The following is a 20653-nucleotide window of genomic DNA, read 5'->3' on the forward strand; positions in this document are numbered from 1 at the left end:
ACTGTGCTTTTTTACTTAAGTGTGTGCACCTTTGTCCCTTTTCAATCATTCTTTGATAAAATCGTCAAATAAAACACCGAATATAAATTGCCATGTCACTGCCTATTGAATCTATACAGTCAGATTTTTTAACCACTATTTCCAAACAAGATGTCATTGTTACCGCAGCCACAGGCTCTGGTAAATCGACACAGCTACCCATTTGGGCAGCCTCTCAGGGCAAAGTACTCGTTGTTGAGCCAAGGCGTATCGCTTGTACATCACTTGCGGAATATGTCGCTAATTTATGCGAAACAAAACTTGGGGATAAAGTAGGCTACGCTATTCGTTTTGAAACTGTATTTGATGCACACACCGATATCGTATTTGTAACCCCAGGCGTTGCACTTAGATGGTATTTTGAAGACAAACTGAACGCCTATTCACAAATAGTATTAGATGAATTTCACGAGCGCCGCTGGGACATGGATCTCCTGCTTGCATTGCTCAAGCAGCATGCGCAACATCGGCTTATTCTCACCTCCGCTACGCTTAATGCACACAGCCTAAGCCGATATTTAAATGCACCAATCCTACACAGCGAGGGAAACATGTACCCCGTTGAAGAGGACTTTATAGCAAAAGATCAACGTGCTATGCCAACAAAAGACAGGTTAACAGAGCGTGTCGTTGCAGCGTGCCATCAAGCACAAGAAGACACTGACGGTGATATTTTAGTTTTTCTTCCAGGAAAAGGGGAAATCATAGCCTGTGCGTCTGCATTAAAATCTTTTGATGCGGTAGTGGTGCAACTTTACAGTGGCTGCTCCAAACACAATCAACAACTCGCACTTTCGAGGCAGTCATCGCAGCGTATTATCTTAGCTACCAACGTGGCTGAAACCTCTCTGACCATACCAAATGTTACCTGTGTCATAGATTCAGGCCTAGAACGACGCACACACCTCAGAAATGGCAAAACTGTTTTGGGGTTAGACGCAATTGGGCGTGACTCCGCAAAACAACGTTTAGGCCGTGCAGGCCGAACACAAGCGGGTATTTGTATCCATCTATACGGTCAATTTGCCCCTCTTATTGAACGAACCCCTCCAGAAATTCAGCGCGAATCACTGACAGAACTGGTATTGGCCGCGGGGTGCGCGGCACAAGGCGTAGATTCCTTACCATTTATCGACCCATTACCAGAGGCATCTAAACAACAAGCACTCACGACTCTACATGGTATCGGCGCAATTGATAACACACAATGTGCGACCGAGCTTGGGAAGCTTCTCTATCCGCTTCCGGTAGATGCTGAGCTGGGGTTTTTGATTGCGAATATGCCTTCTGGTGCACTCAAACAAGCTGTTATCGACTTAATAGCACTGATCTCTGTGCCTGCGCGAGTTTATCAACTGCCCAATAACCTCGACCAGCTAGAGCAAGTGAATTCATTACTACCAAACTACTGCGATGTTGAGTTAGCCATTGCCCTTGTTCGTGGAAAACTAGATGGACTGCTCCATATCGAACAAGAGGCGTTGGCTGAAGCAAAACAATTTAGCGAACAATTACGAGAATCTTTTTGCTTGCCAAGTCTAGACAAAGCAGCGAGTTATGACCGCCAAGCTCTTCTACAAGCCATTGCAAAAGCACGCCCAGAACGGATATTCGTAAAGCGACAAAATCGTAGAGGTGGCTATGGTAATGGTAAAATAGAAGTTTCTCCTTCCAATACATCACGTATCAATGAACATACCCAAGCCATGTTGGTATTAGATACCTTCTCCCTTGCTGGTAAAGGCAGTAAACAAGCGATGACAATGGCAACACTCGCCGCGCCACTGCCAATGAACATACTTACCGAACTGAGCATAGGAGAACACCGTATCACTCAGGCTTTTATTGAAAATGAACAAATCTATATAGAATGTGATTTAATATATGCAGGTATATCGCTGAATACTAAAGCAGAACTAGCTCAAGGTGATGATCTGATCACAGCTTGCCGACTTCTCATTCAATCCGATACGCTGTTTCCAGGCTCCGCAGCCAAAATAAAAAACACTCTCACTTACCATTCTTTATACTACAAGCATGAAAAGATAAATAAAACAGTTCCAACTTTAGAAGAACATCTTGACCATACATTGCGTGTACTCGGTATTACGCAGCCAGAAGACATAGAGTTAATCGAATCAAATGACTTAGACTTCCAAAAAGTAGAAAGCTGGCTATTAGATCCCTTCATCGAGAAGCACCCTATTAAGGTCTCTCTACCAGAGCTAAATATGTCCGTTGCTTATAATTTTTTAAGTAAACGGATTTTATTAGAATACCTCTCAGGAAACAGAAAAGATGCGCCTAAAAGGTGGGAGCTACCAAGCTGGACAGGTTATAAAATTCAATATAAAAAATCCAGCAAGGTTGTAGATATAAAGTAAAAAGCACTGTTAATAGTGTAATACTCGCAACCCCAACCACCTGAACTTCACAGATAATTATATTTGTTAGGAAGTTTCTTTGGGATCTCCTAATCTGTTTTAGAATATTACCAGACCTTCAGCCTTTGTTTTTGTGGTGCAGGTTTTTGGGGGAATATAGCACTAAGCCATGAAACTATTAACAATGATATATAGACACTTAACTTTCCACTTTAAAATAGCTGGCTAGACCAGAAAACTGTAAATAAAGGAAGAAAGACCAGGGTTATAAAACTTACTACCTCCCAATGTTATTTTTCATTTAAAAAACAAGAGACTAAAACCACAACATTAGAGAAGAAATAAAAAGTAAGGTATTATTTAAAAATAAATGACCTAAGTTTATAGGCCATATTCAAATTAGTGTAATAAAATAGAGCTTTAAGGTACACTAAAGTTTATTATTAGCCATCACCGCTCAGTATAACCTGACTTTCACGTAAATGATCTTGGGCGTTCTCACGATCTTGCCTACGCTGCTCTTTTGTTGTACAACGTTTTTTCGGGATACTTGACCCTAAACTACGTACCTGCTCACAACGATAGCCATCTTTTTTTGCACTGTCTCCCGATGCATCTGTTGACTGACAACCGGTAACGAAGCCTGTCGATACTAAAAGCGCTACTAATCCTATTTTTTTTATCATTTTATTCCCTATCCTTTTATTATAAATACCTACCAATTAAAACTACAACGTACAAAAAAATAAATCAAGTTATTAAAAATAAAAAACAAGTCATATAAAACAAAAAACAATAAATATTAAATAATACATATTAAACAATTAATTCTAGAGAAAAATCAAAAACCACCACTTCTTATAATCAACATTAACTGCAAGAAACTCTCCTGCCATAGCTATAATAGATGTAAATACTTTTTATTTTAGCTACCCATGAACAACTAGCATCGCTCGTTATTTTGGCAAAGCGTATAACTTTTTAACTTTGTGTTTTATTGCGTAGAGATACACTGTAACTGAAGATGAGGCAACCGTATAAGGTTATAAAAAACTATCGTTTAGAGTGAAATATAAAGGGAATATAAAATAAAGGAGCATAATTAAAAAGAGCCGTATAAAACGGCTCTTTTAGAACTCAGCTAAAATTAGAAGCTGTAGTCAACACTTAAGTAGAAAGTACGTAGGAACTGGTCATAGTAACGACCTTCATAACCTACCAAGTGACCTTCTGCATCACCTAGTGAGAACGGAGGCTCTTTGTCAAAGATGTTCTTAATACCAGCTGTGATTACTGTGTTTTCAAAACCGAAGTAATCAACTTTGTAGTTAAACGTTGTGTGAGAAGGAACTTCTAACTGTACGTCACGGCTGTGAACTGCACCAGTTAATGTACCATCGTCGTTACGTACGTAATCTGGGTTCTCAATTGTACCGTACTGAACGTTAGTTTCTGCATCATGCCAGCCTGAACGATAGTTCGCACGTAATGTATGGCTGAAGTCACCAGTCGTCAATACTGTTTGAGCAGTGATTACGTTACGGAATACAACTTCTTCGTCCGCACCGTATTGACCAAGTGAACTTCTCCACTCATCAGCTGTACCCGCTAGTGTGTACTCTTGCTTCACGAAGTATGTACCTTGAAGTGAAGTTTTCAGAGTACCAAAACTAAATTCATTGTTTAGGTAAACTTTCCAGTCGATACCTTCGTTGATGCTCTCACCGATGTTCAGAGGCTGAGAGATGAAGTATAGACGCTGACGGCTCGCGTTGTTCGGATCCGGCGCAAGTACGAACTGCTCGTCATATAGCGCAGGGTTTGTAGTAAACGCATAAGTCTCTGATGGCTCATCTACACGGTTTTTAATGTCAACTTTCCAGTAGTCAATTTCGAAAGTGAACTCATTGCTTGGCGCGTATACGAAACCAAGTGACCACTGATCAGATGTCTCTGGCTCTAGGTTTGCGTTACCACTGTTAAACAGGTTGTACTGAATAGGCGCTGTACTACAACCACTCTTACGAGCATCAGTTACAGGACATGTGTAAGGCGCACGAGTAACACCACCGTAGTTTTGCGGCTGTGCAATTTCTAGCATTGTCGCTGAACGGAAACCTGTACCGATTGAACCACGAAGTACTAAGTCATCAGTCGCATTGTAACGTAAGCTGATTTTGTAAGTTACATCGCTTTCATCATCGTTCGCAGTGATTTGCTGAACAGTTTCGGTTGCGTCGTTTTCATCAATGTAGTGGTTGTTATCTACACCACCAATCATATCGTAACGAATCGCTGCAGAAAGCATTAGGTCGTCTAGTACTGGCACCTGGAATTCAGTGAACGCGCCGTACGTTGTACGCTCTAGGTCAAAGATTGGATCGCCACCTGCACCCCAACGCTCATCTTTAGCATTTTCAGCTGAAGGAATGTTTTCGTAAGTGTTTATGCGGTAGTCTACACCGTAACCGATATATACTTCACCAGCTGGTAATTCAAATAACGGCTGTGATGCACGTAAATCCCAAGCAATAGAGCTTGTTTTCCAAGTTTGGTTTACATGGCGCCACTTACTTGCTTCAAGTGCATCAAGACCTGCTTGACTCATTTCACCAGGAAGCGCAAATACGTCAATTGTACCATTTGCAATGTCACCAACCCAGTTTGCGTAGAAGTGACCATCTGAGAAGCTTTCGTCACGCTCAGCGCCTGAAATAGCTAATGCAGTGCTGAAGTCGATAGTATCGAAAAGTACACCTTCAAAACCAAAAGAAGAGTTGAATGTTGTAGTGTCGTAAGTTGAAGTACGGTTACCGCCTGGTAGTGCACGCCACGAAGCATATACTTCTGTTGCACGTGCTTTTTGGTCTTCACTCAGGTGCGGCTCAACATATTTAGTATATGCTTCACCAGTTGTACCGATTGGAATACCACCCGTTGGGTTAGGTGCGATACGAGACGTCATAGTGAAATCTGTGTAGCTCACAGTAGCAAATGCTTTTACGTCTTCAGTGACATCAAAGTTACCGTGTACCATGAATGAAGTACGTTCACTTTCTGGCACAATTTCCAATGTACTTGTGAAGTCAAACATACACTGCTCAGAACTTGGGTCTTTTGCATTGTCTGGCGCACAGTTACCATTGGTAGATAGGTACGGGTTGAATGAGTAAGTATCTTCGCCTTCACCAAATTCAACTTCTACGTTTGCAGGAATTGCATTTGGAGAACCGTTGATAGAGAAGTAACTTTGACCTTCATGTGCAAATTCTAGAAGGCCTGTTTTAGAGAAGTCACGATCTTTAGAACGCAATGTTTCTTGAGTGTCGTGAGAAACTGTAAACAATAAGCTGTAACCGTCAGAGTCATAGTCACCAAAACCAGTTGTGAAACTTACGTTTGTTGTTTCACCACCTTTGCGAGGACGGTCTGTTCTTACAGAGATAGTAGACTGATCAACCTCATCTTTTAGGATGAAGTTAATTACACCTGCGATAGCGTCAGAACCGTAGATTGCTGAAGCACCATCAGTTAGAACTTCAACGCGCTCAACTGCTGCAAGAGGGATACTGTTGATATCAACAGAGCTACCAGAAAACTGAGAAGCAATACGACGGCCGTTAAGAAGAACTAGAGTATACTCTGAACCCAGACCACGAAGTGAAGCTGTTGCAGTACCTGCACCACCACCACCAACAGAAGAAGTTGGAGTTGTGAAACCCTGCATTGAAGGAATTTGAGTGATCAGATCAGGAACAGATGTAACACCTGTTGCTTTGATGTCTTCTGCACTTAGGACATTTACTGGTAACGCACCAGCAAGGTCTGTGCCCTTGATGCTTGAACCTGTAATTTCGATTTTTTCGATTTCTTTTTCTTCAGCTGCTGCGTTAAAAGCAGTTGCTGAAACAGCACCAAAAGCGATCGCTAAGCGAACTGCTTTTGAAATCTTACTATTTAACATTCAATTTCTCCCTAGGCTTTTAGAAAAGCTTTTATTTTAATTTTGCCTTCAATACGAGGTTAAACACGTTACTTTTTTGTGTACCTCATATGTAACAACGCAAGTATAGTAACCACAAAGTAAATACTCATGCAAGCTTGTAAAAACCAGTTAATACAATGAATTATTGCTTAAAAGGCAATTAAAAGATTCATAAACAAAACTCATAAAATAGTTGAACTTGTGGCTAACAATGGATAAACCAAGCTTAGATAGCGCAACAAAAACAATTCAAAAAAGGTACAAAAATAACAATAAAACAAAGAGCTGCAAAACTTCCGGCTTTTTAATATCGATACATTTGTTAGGAAAGATGACGAAAAATCTAAATCAACTGAAGTGAAAAAAGAATTGGAAAACGTTCAATTAACGCACAAGCCAAAAAAACAAAATATAAACAAAAAAAACAACAATTAAACAAATAAGATCGGAATGCGCAATAAAACAAATAAAAAAAAACCTACCTAAGTAGGTTTTCTAGACAAGTTTATTTCATGTAGATACTTAAGCTACATGGCATCTACCTTTTTTACATAAATTCACGTAACACGCTTTATTAATAAAGTTATAAATGCTGCAACTTGTTAGAACTTTCTTGTAAATAAGTAACTTGGCTCTAAGTGATACTTAGAGCCAAGTAGCTGAAATTAGAAAGTGTAATCAGCTTGTATGTAGAAGCTACGGCCGTATGCGTCAGCATAACGTGGGTCGTAACCAACCTGGTGACCAGCAGCGGCATTCAGTGTGAATGGAGGTTGCTTGTCAAATAGGTTCTTAATACCAAAGCCTACATTTGCATTATCACCCCAAGCGTAAGCTAGACGGTAATCGAAAGTCATGTAAACAGGTACGTGCTTTTGAATCACACTACCATCAACTGCATCATTCCAGTCGTCAGCTTTAGCCACGTAGAAACTTACGTCTGCAGCTGCGTCTGTGTAACCACTACGCGCCTTAATGTTTAAGCTGTGAGTGAAGTCACCGTGAGTGAACGTATTGTTGAAGTTAACGATGTTACGGAAAGTAACCGCTTCGTTTGTACCTACTTTACCTAGGCTTGTATCCCAGATGTTGTCACTACCTACACGTAGGTTTTCACTTTCAAGCATATAAGTACCCATCAACTGAGACTTAAGTGTGCCGAATGAGAACTCCGTAGTGAAGTCGAAGTGCCAGTCGATACCAGATGTTCTTGACTGACCAACGTTATCAGCTGCCTGGATGATTGCTACAACTGTATCACCAGTACCTTTGTCAATCTTAGTTGTGAACCACTCTGCATATGTTACTGGGTCGCCGAAGATTTGGTTTTGCGTTAGACGTCTAACTTGGTTTTCCATCTCAACGTTCCAGTAGTCAACACCAAAGCTTGTGCCTTGGTCACCTGACCATACGAAGCCCATCGTGTACTGCTTCGAAGTTTCAGGTTGAAGTTGAGGGTTACCTTCACGGAACACGTCATACTGAAGCTTGTCTGAATAACAGTGTCTAGCGATCTCTTGTCTTAGGCCTGCTGGACAGTCGTAAGGAGAAGCCGTTACACCAAACTCAAGACGAGGTGCTGCGATTTCACGCATCGTTGCCGCTTTGAAACCAGTACCGTATGAAGCACGTAGCAACCACTGGTCATTTGGACGGTATGAAACACTTAGCTTGTAAGTTGTGTCGTCAGCACTGTCATTAACTGTTTGGTTACCAGTACGCTTAGAATCTGTGATTTCACCAATTTCGTCATAACGAAGTGAACCTGTAACTTCTAGGTCTTCAAGAACAGGAACAACTACTTCAGCAAATGCACCGTAACTGTCACGCTCTAAATCAAATTCAGTACCAGCTGATTCGAATAGTACGACTTCAGCATTTTGGCCTTCACCGTTAGTTAGTGAGTAGTTAGACTGACGGTAATCAAAACCAACAGCCATATAAACAGTACCAGCATCTAGTTCTGCGATTGGGCCTGAAGTTTTACCTTCGATAGCAAATAGGCCTGTGTCTGTAGTTTCCCAAAGACCGCTGAACATAGTGTTTCTAACTGCTGTGTTTTGCTCATCAGTTAGTGAAGATGGGTCAGCAAAGATGTCGATTTGGCCTGAAGTTACAAGAGCCATAAACTCTTTTTCTAGAGGGTAACCAGTAATACGGTTTTGCTCACGTTCAGCATCTGACTTAGTTACAGCAACATCATAGTTCCACTCACCAAAATCACCACGTAAACCAGCAACAAAGTGCGTAGTCATTGTGCTGTATTCGTCAGTACGGTTACCGCCTGGAAGTACACGCCAACGAGCTGCAACTTTTGTCATGTCCGCTTTAACATTCTCAGGCAAGTACTTAATTACGTTGTCTTGAACAAGTTGTGAGTCAGCATCTAGTGAGAAAGTACCTGTTGGGTAAGGTGCAATACGCGCTGTCATATCAAACTGTGATGCAGATGCAGTTACGTATGCTTCCGTATCATCATTTACTGAGAATGTACCTTGAAGGAATAAGTTGTTACGCTCACTCTCTGGCTGAATTTCTAGTGTACTTGTGTAGTCGAACTGACACGCATTACCTGAAGGTGCACTCGTTGTGTGACATGAGCCATTTGCTTCTTTGTAAGGGTTAAGCGAGTAAGTTGCAGTCTTGTTGTCGCCTTCGTCATCAAGAATGAAGTCGCCATTTTCATCACGTGTATTGTATGTGACATAAGCGTTACCTGGGATCGCATTCGAAGAACCAGCAATTGCTACCAGATCTTGGCCAGCATGTTCAAACTGTACGAAACCTGTTTTTGCAAAGTCACGATCAACCGATCTTAAGTTGTCTTGCTCATCACGGCTGAAGCTCACCATTACGTTGAAGCCATCACTACCTAGGTCACCAAAACCTGTTGTGATTGCAAAGTTAGAGCTTGAAGTATCTTTTGGCTTGTCATAACGCGCACTGACTGTAGTCTCTTGCACGTCGTCTTTAAGAATAAAGTTTACAACACCCGCAATCGCATCAGAACCATAAAGTGCAGATGCACCGTCTTTTAGGATCTCAACACGCTTGATTGCAGATAGAGGAATTGAGTTGATGTCGATACTAGAACCAGAATCTGAAGACGCCATACGACGACCGTTAACTAGTACTAGCGTATATTCAGCACCTAAATCACGTAATGAAGCAGTTTGAACACCGCCGCCGCCACCACCAACTGACTCACCCGCTGCAGTGAAGCCCTGCATCGATGGGATGTTCGCAATAAGGTCAGGAACGCTGGTTACACCAGACTTAGCAATATCTGCTGCATCGATAACGTCAACTGGTAGCGCGCCTTCAAGGTCAGTACGCTTGATCGCTGAACCTGTAATCTCAATACGCTCTACTTCTTGTTCACCTGCTTCATTAGCAGATACAACAGCTGATGCTGATACAGCACCTAAAGCTAGCGCTAAACGCACAGCCTTGGTTACTTGATTGTTTAACATTTGAATCTCCCTGGACCACTCTTTTGAGTGGTTATAATTATATAAATGGTGTGAACCAATCTTTTTTATTGTTGCACTAAGGGCAACACAGTGCAGGAATACTAAACAATCCCTGCCCTCAGCGTCAACAATTTTATTGCACTTCTAATCTTAAAAATCAACATTATTTCACACTAAAAGTTACAATAAACACACAGAAAAAACCTTAACTCAATGTATTTAAAGTGTTTTTTATTTTTTTATGAAAAAAACACCACTTTTTAAAAAAAAACCAAAAAACCTGCTACACACTCAATTAGATCAAATTTCACAACAAACCGATCAAAAAACGACGTACCCAATTAACAAACAGGAAACATTTACAATAAAACACATAAAAATCAGAGACATAAAAATAAAAAAGACAAGAAAACCCCATGTTAAAACATAGTAAAAAAACAAAACTTGATACCAAAAGGTTAATCAATGATCACCAAACACCCAAAACACATATAAAAAATAAACTTAGAACCAAAAATAGATACAAAACCCATCTTTAAAGCTATTTTTTAACCAAAAATCAGCACTATTGAGCCATATTTATCAATAAGGAAAATTCAAACAATCAAATATCAAGCGCGCTGGGAACTTTGGATTTGCTTAAAATCTGTATAAAAGCGCTATTGCTTGTTTTTTAGAAGGAAGACTTAAGAAAGGAATAAAAACGAAATTAATGCAAACAAGTACAAAAAAAGCCTCGCATAAAGCGAGGCTTGATTAAATTAGATAAGCAAATTAGAAGCTGATGCTATAACCTGCAAACAATTCGCGACCGATATGACCTGCATTGTACATTGGGTCATCAATCCATTTGCCTTTGCTATCTAGTAAAACACCCTTATCGAATAGGTTACGTGCACCTACTGTGAATGTACCGTAGCTCTCTGTGAAATATTTCACATTCAAGTTATGTGTCACATAAGTTGGTACGTCACCAGAGTATACGATGTAAGGATTGCCAGCTGGATCGACTTGAACAACATCGCTCTCATGAGTGCCGCCGATAACATCAGTTGTCCAGTTTACAGAGAAGCTATCTGCTGAGTAGTTAACTGAAAGCTGTGAACGCCAATCTGGCTGATCTGGAGCACCTTTTTGGTCGCTCGCAGGGCCAGAGAAGTAAATGTCTTCACCAACTTCTGTCAATAGCGTTGTTACATTCTTAAACTTAAACTCACCGATACGAGTGTCTAGGCTATATGACAAGTCAATGTCATAACCTTTACGCGACATGAATGAGCCATTTGCATATTGCGTGTGAGAGTAACCAGAAATTGCACCATTTTGAGCACGGTTTAACTTCACTTCCGGAAACTTAGTATAAATTTCATTTAAACCCGGGCCATTTTCAATATGTACAAGGTCTTGGATCGTGATTAGTGAAATTACATTGTCAATTTCAAGCTCAAAGTAATCAACCTTGATCGCTACATTTTCAAAACCAGAGTAAACAAAGCCTAGGTTAATGTAAGTAGACTCTTCAGCACCTAGGTTTTCATTGCTCTTTCTAAGCTCATAGTATGCACTTTGTGGACAAGTTAGGTAAGCATTCGCAAGGTCATCTTTTGTATGGCCTTCAGGTAGGTCTTTTCTACATTTAACGTAGTCAGTTGTGCTCGGGCTACCTTCAGAATCTGCACCATATAGCTCTTTCAGAGTCGGAGCACGGAAACCTTCTGAGTATGAACCTCGAACTAATAGGTCATCAAATGGACGGTATTCGATTTTAACACTTGGGTTACCTACACTACCAAAGTCACTGTAATCGTCGTAACGGTAAGCCGCACTTACGATTAAGTTATCAAGTACTGGGAAAGCTACTTCATAGAATAGTGCCGTCACATCACGCTCACCTAGACCAGAAGCACCCGCGTTACCACCAACAAGTCCAGCATCACTTTGTGCATCAAACTTTGAGTCTAAAACTTCTTCGAAGTACTCACCGCCTACGTAGTGGCTGATCATACCGCCTTCAAGTTCACCAAACTCGAAACCAAGGCCTGCGAAGAAGTGATCTAGATCGCTTTGGCTTTCAACATACGTTGTCGCACGCATGTTGTTGATGCCTTCTTCAGAACCCATATCGATATCATATAGATTATTATATGCAAGACCTGAGTAGCTTAAGTAATAACGACCTGCAGTACGGTAGTCTAGACGCGCTTTGTGGTAAGACACTTCCCACTCAGCAGTATCACCAAACATACCTTTAAGACCTAGCAAGTAGTCTTGTTGATAGTCAGTTACTTCACCGTCACGGTTGCCAAGCTGGTACCAACGGAATAGACCATTTGCCTCTGCGTTTAGTGGGTTGTGCTCATTGTCCGCTGGCATGTTTCTCCACATTGCAGCAGCAGGCGCATAACGACCAAACGAGTCATTACGGCTAAACATACCACGGGCATAAAGCTCGATATCATCAGTTAGCTCGTACGCAAGGCTCGTCATGATCGAGTCACGTTTTGTAGATGCCATATTCGCAGATACGTCAGCAAAGGCATAACCACATACTTCACCTTTGCCAATGCCGCCATAACCAGTACCTTGGTCAAGTACACCAACAAAACCAGGTACAGTGTTTTCTAGTTCTTTACACTTAAGTGACGCATGATGGTTACCTTCTGCGTCTCGGATAGTTGCACCATAGATGCTAATACCTGTCGTTTCGTCACCAGCTGAAATTACGCCATCACCGTTTTTATCTTCCCATGTTGCTTTCGTGTAGTCACGATCGCGGTCGAAGATAGCACGACGCTCTTGATGGTCATATACAAATGTAATGTTACCTTTGTCAGAGCTCACACCAAACGACAGTGACATTTGCTTAGTCTCACCGCCGTCAGCATCAGGACGACCTACTTGAATGTCAAACGCTGCGCCTTCAAAGTCTTTCTTAAGAATAACGTTGATAACACCTGCAATCGCGTCAGAACCATAAACAGCTGATGCACCATCTTTAAGAATTTCAATACGCTCAACTGCCGCCATTGGGATTGAGCTTAGGTTTGCGCCACCTGCGTTTAGTGATGGAGAACCACCCAGACGCTTGCCATCTACCAACACTAGCGTACGACCTGCACCAGCACCTAAAAGACTAACAGTGCTTTGTGACTGACCACTGTTACCCGAACTTGGAGCAACAGAACCAAAGCTGTTAGATGTAACACTTTGTAGTGCTTCAGCAACAGATACACGGCCTTGATTTTCGAAATCAGCTGTTGTGATTACTTCAACTGGGCTTGCACCTTCCATATCAACGCGCTTGATACGTGAGCCTGTGACTTCAATACGCTCTACTTTTTCTGCACCATCTGCCGCTACTGCATTGGCTGCAAATGCAGCTGAAGAAGCAGCACCCAATGCTAGTGCAATACGCACTGCCTTAGTTACTTTAGTGTTCAACATGTGATTCTCCCTGGGCCTACCTTGACTTGGTAAGCTTGAGTTTTATAAGTCTTTATTTCTGGCTCTAAGTGGCCGGTTTTGAAATTTCGGCAGGGATACTAATCGCCACGCATGTTAAACGTCAAACAAGCAGGAGTTAACACTCACTAACAAGATTTAAACAGCAAGGACTCTATTTTTAATAATGTTTTGAAGTTAATAAACACTTACTCCCATATGAATTATTTTTTTAATTAATTTCACAGGTTGAGCGTGCAATAAAAAAACAACTTTGGCTTGATACAAAAAAAGCAAGCGCGAATCACGTTAATAAAAATATTTTTACTTTTGGTTTGAATGCCTAATAATTAATCTGCAAAATCAAATCAATACAAATAATTTGCACAAGTCCGACTGGAAATTTACATCACTGCAAAAGCAATTTTATCGATTGACTAACTGTTGTGCGGTAAAATCTCGAATATTACAAAGCGATAAAAAATCGCTTCTTGAGATTTACAAATCAAGAGAGCGCTGCCCTGCCAAATTAATGGTATTGTCATCGACGTTTGGCAACATTTTATAGATTGGTAATATTTGCTTTTCTATATAGTGCGTATAATCAAGCAATTTAAGCTCTTTAATGTACAACTGCGGACCTGATTGGCTGATGAAATAAGCTATTTGGCTACCTTTACCAAGACCTTTGACATACCCTAGCCTCGTCGCCTCTTTCGCAGCTCGAACATGAGGTGGTATATTTTTGACATAGGCATCCAGTGGTTTGCCCAAACGTTTTTTGTAGATGAGCTTATCATCGACACGACCTGAGGTGATCAAAGCAATATAATGTTCGGTTACTTCTGTCACACTTTGACCATCAAATAATGCCCTAATCACCGCTTGCTGATATTCTTTTGAAATAGTCGTCCAGTCACTACGCACGGTTTCCATGCCTTTAAAAACGAGTTCATGCTCACCATTTTTTTCAATTTGACCCACATAGCGCTTTTTCGAGCCAGTCTCTTGACCACGAATCGTGGGCATAAAGAATGGGTGGTAATGCGTTTCAAACTCAATCTCCAAAAAGCTCTGTAAATGATATTTTTCGCTTAGCTCTTGTTCCCAGCGTGTATTTATCTCCTGCATCAAGGTTTTTCCCAGATCTAGGCAGGCATGGTGTGAAAATGTGTCTGGCGCCTTAACAAAAGTCGAATCCGTATCACCGTATATAACTTCGTAGCCCAAATCTTCGATCCAACGCCGTGTTGTTTGCATTATTTCATGACCGCGCATCGTAATTGAGCTAGACAGTCGAGGGTCATAAAAACGACATCCCTTAGAGCCAAGTACGCCATATAAACTGTTCATAATAATCTTGATGGCCTGTTGCAACATATGCTCACCATCTTGTTTGGCACGATGACGGGCTGCCCAAAGTTGCTCGACCAATTCTGGCAAATGATGGTGTACTCGTGAAAACAGCCCTTTATTGAACCCTGGAATAGCATCGTGCGCGTTTCGGCCTCCTTCAATAAGCCCCATAGGGTCAATACAAAATGTGCGAATGATAGATGGATATAGGCTCTTAAAATCAAGTACTAAAACATTTTGGTAAAGCCCCGGCTTTGAATCCATAACATAGCCACCTGGGCTATCGAAACTCAAGCCATGCTCGCCGAGGTTTGGCGCAACATAACCGCTACGATGTAGTGAAGGTAAATATAGGTTAGTGAAAGCCGCGACAGATCCTCCCATGCGCTCAAGCTCTAGGCCCGTTAAACGCGTTCTAGCTATCGCAAAGTCCAGCAAAGACTGCTGTTGGAAAATATCCCATACAAGAATACAGTCTTCTAAATTGTATTTGGCTAGGCTGGGTTTATCTTCATGAAATTGCCTGACGATCTCTTCCAAACGATCATCTTGACCAATCAGCTTATCTCGGCCTAAAACTGACTTAGCAACAAAACTTAACTTAAAAGTTTCAAAGTGATATGTTGCATTTTTCATGGTATCAATACCATCGATAACCACCCGCCCGGGGATCAGCACTCGGGTGAAATTACCGCTTGATACTTGCATGGCATCACCATCACGGCCAATATTGAGAACAACACCTAGAGCCTGTGCTCGCTCGTGCAATACCACACAATCAAAATCAATGATATTCCAGCCAATCAGTACATCAGGGTTTAACTGATTGATAAGCACCTGTAGCGTATTCAGTAGCGATATTTCATCTTCGACCCAAATAATATTGATATCACTCGGTTCGGGATCTCCAATCATAATCACCACTTTTTCCGACTGCGTTACCAGGCCAACAGAAAATAAAACGCCATCTCCACTACACTCGATATCCAAAGACAACATATTTAACTGTGGAATAAAAGAAGGGTGTGCTTTTAATTTCGCATTGTGCAATTCAAGGTAGCCGTCACCTTGTTTTGATGCGCCGGTGACCCAGACGCTGCCTTTAATATAGCGCTCCATTAAATATCTATCGGCATGACGAATATCTTCTTCGTATAATGGCACATGACCATTTAATGTTTCTTTGGCTGAATAAAAGTCACTTAAACTTGAAAAATATAACGCTACGACTTGGGATTGGTCGAAATGTTTAAGAGGCACCTGAGCTAATTGAAATTGGCAATTAACCTGATTTAAGCGTTTTTTTACAATATCTTGGTGTACTTGTTTAACAAAAAACACACTTTTTTCATGTTCAACAAACGCCTTAATAGCACCCTGATGTGTCTTTAACCAATAACACAAGCGCGTCTTGCCTTTATATGAAGTTTGCTGCCGGGACAAAATAAAGCCCGGATATACTGCTTGTGCCAATTGTGAACCCCGCCTAAAATACACCCCTGTAATTATATCCATACTTTTTTGCTTAGGCGATCCACATGTTGTCAGACTCATTAAAAAAAACCGTACGTCATGCCCATCAGAATATCGCCCAGCAATTGACGGACTACCGCCCGCGCAGTAGCCAAAACTACCTTGTTGCAGAAATCGCCAAAACCCTTGCTGGCGAGTACCACAAATCACAACGCATATGCGTTATAGAAGCGGGTACGGGCACGGGAAAATCTCTCGCATACTGTCTAGGTGCATTGCCTTTAGCATTGGCAAAAAAGAAAAAGCTAGTCATATCTACGGCAACAGTTGCATTACAAGAGCAGCTAATCGAAAAAGAGTTGCCCTTTTTTAAAGAACACAGTGGTATCGACTTTAAATTCGATTTAGTCAAAGGCCGTCAACGTTATATCTGTGTGCAAAAGTTGATGGCAGCTGTGAACGAAGATGACACGCAAATGTCTTTGGTGCCGACTACTTCTTCACCGCTTACCGATATGGAGCAAAAATGCTTGCGCGAACTGGCCAATGCGTATCAAAACAAACAGTGGGCCGGAGACCGGGATAGCTGGGAAGACACTATCCCAGATAAAGTATGGAATCTGATTGCTTGCGACAAACACGCTTGTCAAAGACAAATGAAATCACACCATCTGTGTCCTTTTCACTTAGCACGACAAAAAATAGCGCAAATGGACGTACTGGTTATTAACCATGCTCTGCTATTGGCAGACCTCGAACTTGGTGGCGGTACTATATTACCTGAACCAGAAGACACTTTTTATGTCATTGATGAAGCGCATCACTTACCACATATCACCCGTGACTTTTCATCAGCAGCCGCGACCATCAAAGGCACCCTAGAGTGGCTTGAGAAACTACTCAAATTCAGTGGCAAAATGGCCAACACCATAGTGTCGCAAAAAGCCATCGGCCAAAACTTTAAACTTAACGATGCAGCCAATGATGCGGGCAAGTTTCTCAGAATCGTGCGTGATAGTTTGGATCAGGCTAATTTTGAATACAACGACAATGACACCTATCGATTTGTTCATGGCGACGTGCCAGAGTCGCTAACAACACAAGCCAAAGATATCGCAGATGCCACGCTAGATGCGCTAAGAGCATTAAACAAGATGCATGATGCACTCACGACAGATGTATCCGATGGCGATGTGCAACCATTTTTAGCGGATCCTCTTTTAGTCGAAAGTGGGCTATACATTAATCGACTAGAGCAACTCAACAAGTTATGGTTTAGCTATGCCGCCAAGGGGGAAAGTACCCCGCATGCGCGCTGGATAAAAAGGATGGAATACAAAAACCATCACGACTACTTATTATGTGATTGCCCTATTGAAGTTGGGTTTTATTTAAAAGACAAACTTTGGCGAGAGTGCGCTGGTGCCGTGTTATGTTCAGCGACCTTAACCGCACTTGGCAGCTTTGATCACTTCTCTAAAGAGAGCGGTTTAATTGGTGAGGATGGGGCCAAATTTATCAAAGCAGATTCTCCATTTGCGTATCAACAGCAAGCGACGTTACATCTACCCAAAACCACAGTCGAACCCACTGACAAAACATTTAGTGACTTTTTGGCCGAGGCCTTACCTGAGTATTTGGATAAAAAGAAAGCAAATTTAGTGCTATTTGCCTCCTACTGGCAAATGGACCATGTTGTTTCTGCCCTACGTAAGCAAAAACTTAATATCTTAGTGCAGGGTGAAATGTCTCGAGAAGCCCTCCTTAGCCGCCATAAAGCCGCAATAGATTTAGGTGCCGGAAGTATTTTATTTGGTACACAAAGCCTCTCAGAAGGGCTAGATTTGCCTGGAAAATACCTTGAAAATCTAATAATTACTAAAATACCATTCGCAGTACCGACTTCGCCAGTCGAAGAGGCACAAGCTGAATTTATTCAATCAAAAGGTGGAAATCCGTTTTTATCTATTACTGTACCGGATGCTGCAAAGAAATTAGTGCAAAGCTGTGGTAGACTTCTGCGCAAGGAAACTGATTCTGGTCGCATCACGATACTTGATAGGCGTCTCGTAACCAAACGTTACGGAAAAGCCATGCTAGACACGCTGCCACCCTTTGCAAGACAAATAGATTAATAATGCTTGAACTCGCTTTTGACCCGCTAACTTGGGCACTTTTATGTGCGGTTGCTTTGGCAGCTGGATTTATCGATGCTGTCGCCGGTGGCGGTGGCATGTTGACTGTACCTGCATTGTTAACAGCAGGGCTACCGCCTCATGTTACATTGGGAACTAATAAGTTAGCAGCCAGCTTTGGCTCACTGACAGCGAGCTTCACCTACTATAAAAAACAGCTATTTAACCCAAGATTTTGGGCAGCTTCCACACTCGCCACAGCCATCGGCGCAATCCTCGGCACGCTACTTGTAGACAAACTAAGTATCGAAGTACTCAATAAGCTACTGCCCATAATCATCATCGTGGTCGCACTCTACAGTTTATTTGGTAGCCTAAGTTCTACGGAATTAAACACACTACCCAAGAAGACCCCAGCTCTGAAAATTAAACAGTGGTTGCAAGGCCTGTCTCTTGGCTTTTTCGATGGCCTAGCAGGCCCGGGGACGGGCACTTTTTGGACCGCATCCAACAGCTTACTGTATAAAATGAGTTTGTTGCTAAATTGTGGCCTAGCGCGTTCAATGAACTTTGTATCGAATTTTATTTCGCTCATCACGTTTGTTGCACTTGGCCATGTAAACTTTTTACTTGGCGTTACCATGGGAGCTTTTTTAATGCTTGGTGCATGGATAGGTGCTCATTCAGCAATAAAATTTGGCAGTAAGCTAATTAAACCTATCTTTAATACTGTGGTCATAGTCTTAGCAGGCAAGTTAATATTTGAGGCATATGTGTCATGAGCCAGGCTTTTCTAAAGCTCAAAAGTAAACTTGAACAGCTTGCTACTCAGGCTCATCAGTTTGACAAAGCAAAATGGTTTGACAAAAACCGTTACATACAGAATCAACCTAGTTTGTTTGACAGTCATTTATTCCACACCAAAAGCTTGCTACTCACCGATTATGTCGATGAAATACAACAGGCACTCAAACACTTACCGCCAGAGCAAAATCGTCATGCATACCAATTTGCGGTTGAACAAATTGGCGAGCAGATGCAGGCCATCATCAAGGTATTAAAATCGACTCCTGTATGGGCAAAAGAAAATAAGCTCAGTCAACCGAAAAAAGCCAAGGTTTACAAAAAGGCTGTACAGCGGATCATGCAATCCTCCCACGAACTGTACCAAGAGCTATCCCAAAACCATGAGTTTGAACGTCGATTACAGGAAATGATAGATATTCGTCGTGCCCAACTGGACGGTGCTAACGCAGAGCAAAATACTAAACTGAATGCCGAAATTTTAGCGTTGCATACGCGTTTAGGGCGTTGTCGTAAAGCAATATCAGCGACAGAAGAAAAAATCCAACAATTAGAAAAGCAAGGCAATCGCTGACATGCTGTTTTACGACCCGATTTATAGTAGCTTAGAACTGCCATCTCGACACCGATTCCCTATCAGCAAATACCACAAACTCAAAACTCGCTTAGCTAATTCAGAGCTAGAGTCTCATATTAAACCTGTACCGCAGCCTGCTTCCCATCAGCAGCTAAGCCGTTGCCATAGCCAAGAATATATCGAGGCATTTTGCCATGGCACGATGACAAGCACCGAAATAAAACGTATGGGGTTTCCCTGGTCAAAACAACTCGTTAAACGCACATTAACCTCTGTTGGAGCCAGCATCGCAGCGGCAAATCATGCTCTACAACATGGCTTTTCAGCCAATTTAGCGGGCGGTTATCATCACGCATTTGGTGACAAGGCCAGCGGATTTTGTATTTTTAATGATTTAGCCATCGCCGCCTGTGAACTCCTTGAAACAGGCCGAGTCGACTCTGTGTTGATCCTAGATTGCGATGTGCACCAAGGCGACGGTACAGCCTCAATTCTGCAATCACAGGCCAATATTGTGACCTGTTCACTACACTGTGAACAAAACTTTCCAAGACTAAAAGAATCCTCTGACTATGACTTTGCACTGCCGTCAGGAACTCAAGATAGCGACTATTTAACCACGCTCAAGCAAGCAATGGATTTGTGCGTGCGTATGCACCAGCCCGATATCATCTTATACAATGCCGGAGCGGATATTTTTGACAAAGATGAACTCGGTTATTTTAATATTTCAATGCAAGGCGTTTTCAACCGCGAAGCGTTTATTTTGGACTATTGTTATGAACACCAGATCCCGCTAATGTGTGCACTAGGCGGCGGTTATCAACGCAATACAGATGAATTGGTCACTGTCCATCAGCAACTTTTTAATGCTTTAACAGCATCCCCATATATATCATGCAAAAATTGATGTCCTAAACATCGACTCTATTTAAGGCGAATTTAACCGACTTGGTAAGTCGCGTACTCAACTATTATGATATAGA

10 protein-coding genes are annotated in these 20653 nt (G+C 41.8%); 5 read left to right on the forward strand and 5 right to left on the reverse strand.

Annotation, left to right across the window (positions count from 1 at the left end):
• Positions 1 to 92 precede the first annotated feature (92 nt).
• Positions 93 to 2423 carry a DEAD/DEAH box helicase gene (locus MHN81_RS10365; protein ID WP_239425681.1) on the forward strand — a complete coding sequence of 777 codons (2331 nt, stop codon included), beginning with the start codon at positions 93 to 95 and terminating at the stop codon, positions 2421 to 2423.
• A 443-nt stretch (positions 2424 to 2866) separates the two neighbouring features.
• Here MHN81_RS10365 and MHN81_RS10370 read toward each other — a convergent pair whose 3' ends face one another.
• From MHN81_RS10370 to MHN81_RS10390, 5 genes are all read right to left on the reverse strand, one after another.
• Entirely contained in the window at positions 2867 to 3109 is a 243-nt protein-coding gene (locus tag MHN81_RS10370; protein WP_023396998.1) for a hypothetical protein, read from the reverse strand.
• Between the two features lie 461 nt (positions 3110 to 3570).
• Positions 3571 to 6387, reverse strand: a complete 2817-nt coding sequence (locus tag MHN81_RS10375; protein WP_239425682.1) for a TonB-dependent receptor — start codon at positions 6385 to 6387, stop codon at positions 3571 to 3573.
• A 686-nt stretch (positions 6388 to 7073) separates the two neighbouring features.
• Complete coding sequence (locus MHN81_RS10380) at positions 7074 to 9881, reverse strand: TonB-dependent receptor (protein ID WP_239425683.1); 2808 nt, start codon at positions 9879 to 9881, stop codon at positions 7074 to 7076.
• A gap of 774 nt (positions 9882 to 10655) precedes the next feature.
• Entirely contained in the window at positions 10656 to 13325 is a 2670-nt protein-coding gene (locus MHN81_RS10385; protein ID WP_239425684.1) for a TonB-dependent receptor, read from the reverse strand.
• 495 nt (positions 13326 to 13820) lie between these two features.
• Entirely contained in the window at positions 13821 to 16193 is a 2373-nt protein-coding gene (locus MHN81_RS10390; protein ID WP_239425685.1) for a DNA polymerase II, read from the reverse strand.
• Positions 16194 to 16216: 23 nt separating this feature from the next.
• Here MHN81_RS10390 and dinG point away from each other — a divergent pair, with 23 nt between their 5' ends.
• Genes dinG through MHN81_RS10410 form a run of 4 tightly spaced genes read left to right on the forward strand, consistent with a single transcriptional unit; the run spans position 16217 to position 20577 of the window.
• Positions 16217 to 18286 (forward strand): ATP-dependent DNA helicase DinG, encoded by a 2070-nt coding sequence (gene dinG / locus MHN81_RS10395; protein WP_023397003.1) that lies wholly within the window; start codon positions 16217 to 16219, stop codon positions 18284 to 18286.
• Positions 18287 to 18288: 2 nt separating this feature from the next.
• The gene (locus MHN81_RS10400) at positions 18289 to 19068 is read left to right on the forward strand and encodes a TSUP family transporter (RefSeq protein WP_023397004.1); all 780 of its coding nucleotides are present in this window, start codon (positions 18289 to 18291) and stop codon (positions 19066 to 19068) included.
• Positions 19065 to 19664 (forward strand): primosomal replication protein, encoded by a 600-nt coding sequence (locus MHN81_RS10405; protein ID WP_023397005.1) that lies wholly within the window; start codon positions 19065 to 19067, stop codon positions 19662 to 19664. The genes MHN81_RS10400 and MHN81_RS10405 overlap by 4 nt, the downstream gene beginning before the upstream one ends.
• Position 19665: 1 nt before the next feature.
• Entirely contained in the window at positions 19666 to 20577 is a 912-nt protein-coding gene (locus MHN81_RS10410; protein WP_239425686.1) for a histone deacetylase, read from the forward strand.
• Positions 20578 to 20653 lie beyond the last annotated feature (76 nt).

This window comes from Pseudoalteromonas sp. Of7M-16 (assembly GCF_022347805.1).
Taxonomy (GTDB): domain Bacteria; phylum Pseudomonadota; class Gammaproteobacteria; order Enterobacterales; family Alteromonadaceae; genus Pseudoalteromonas; species Pseudoalteromonas luteoviolacea_F.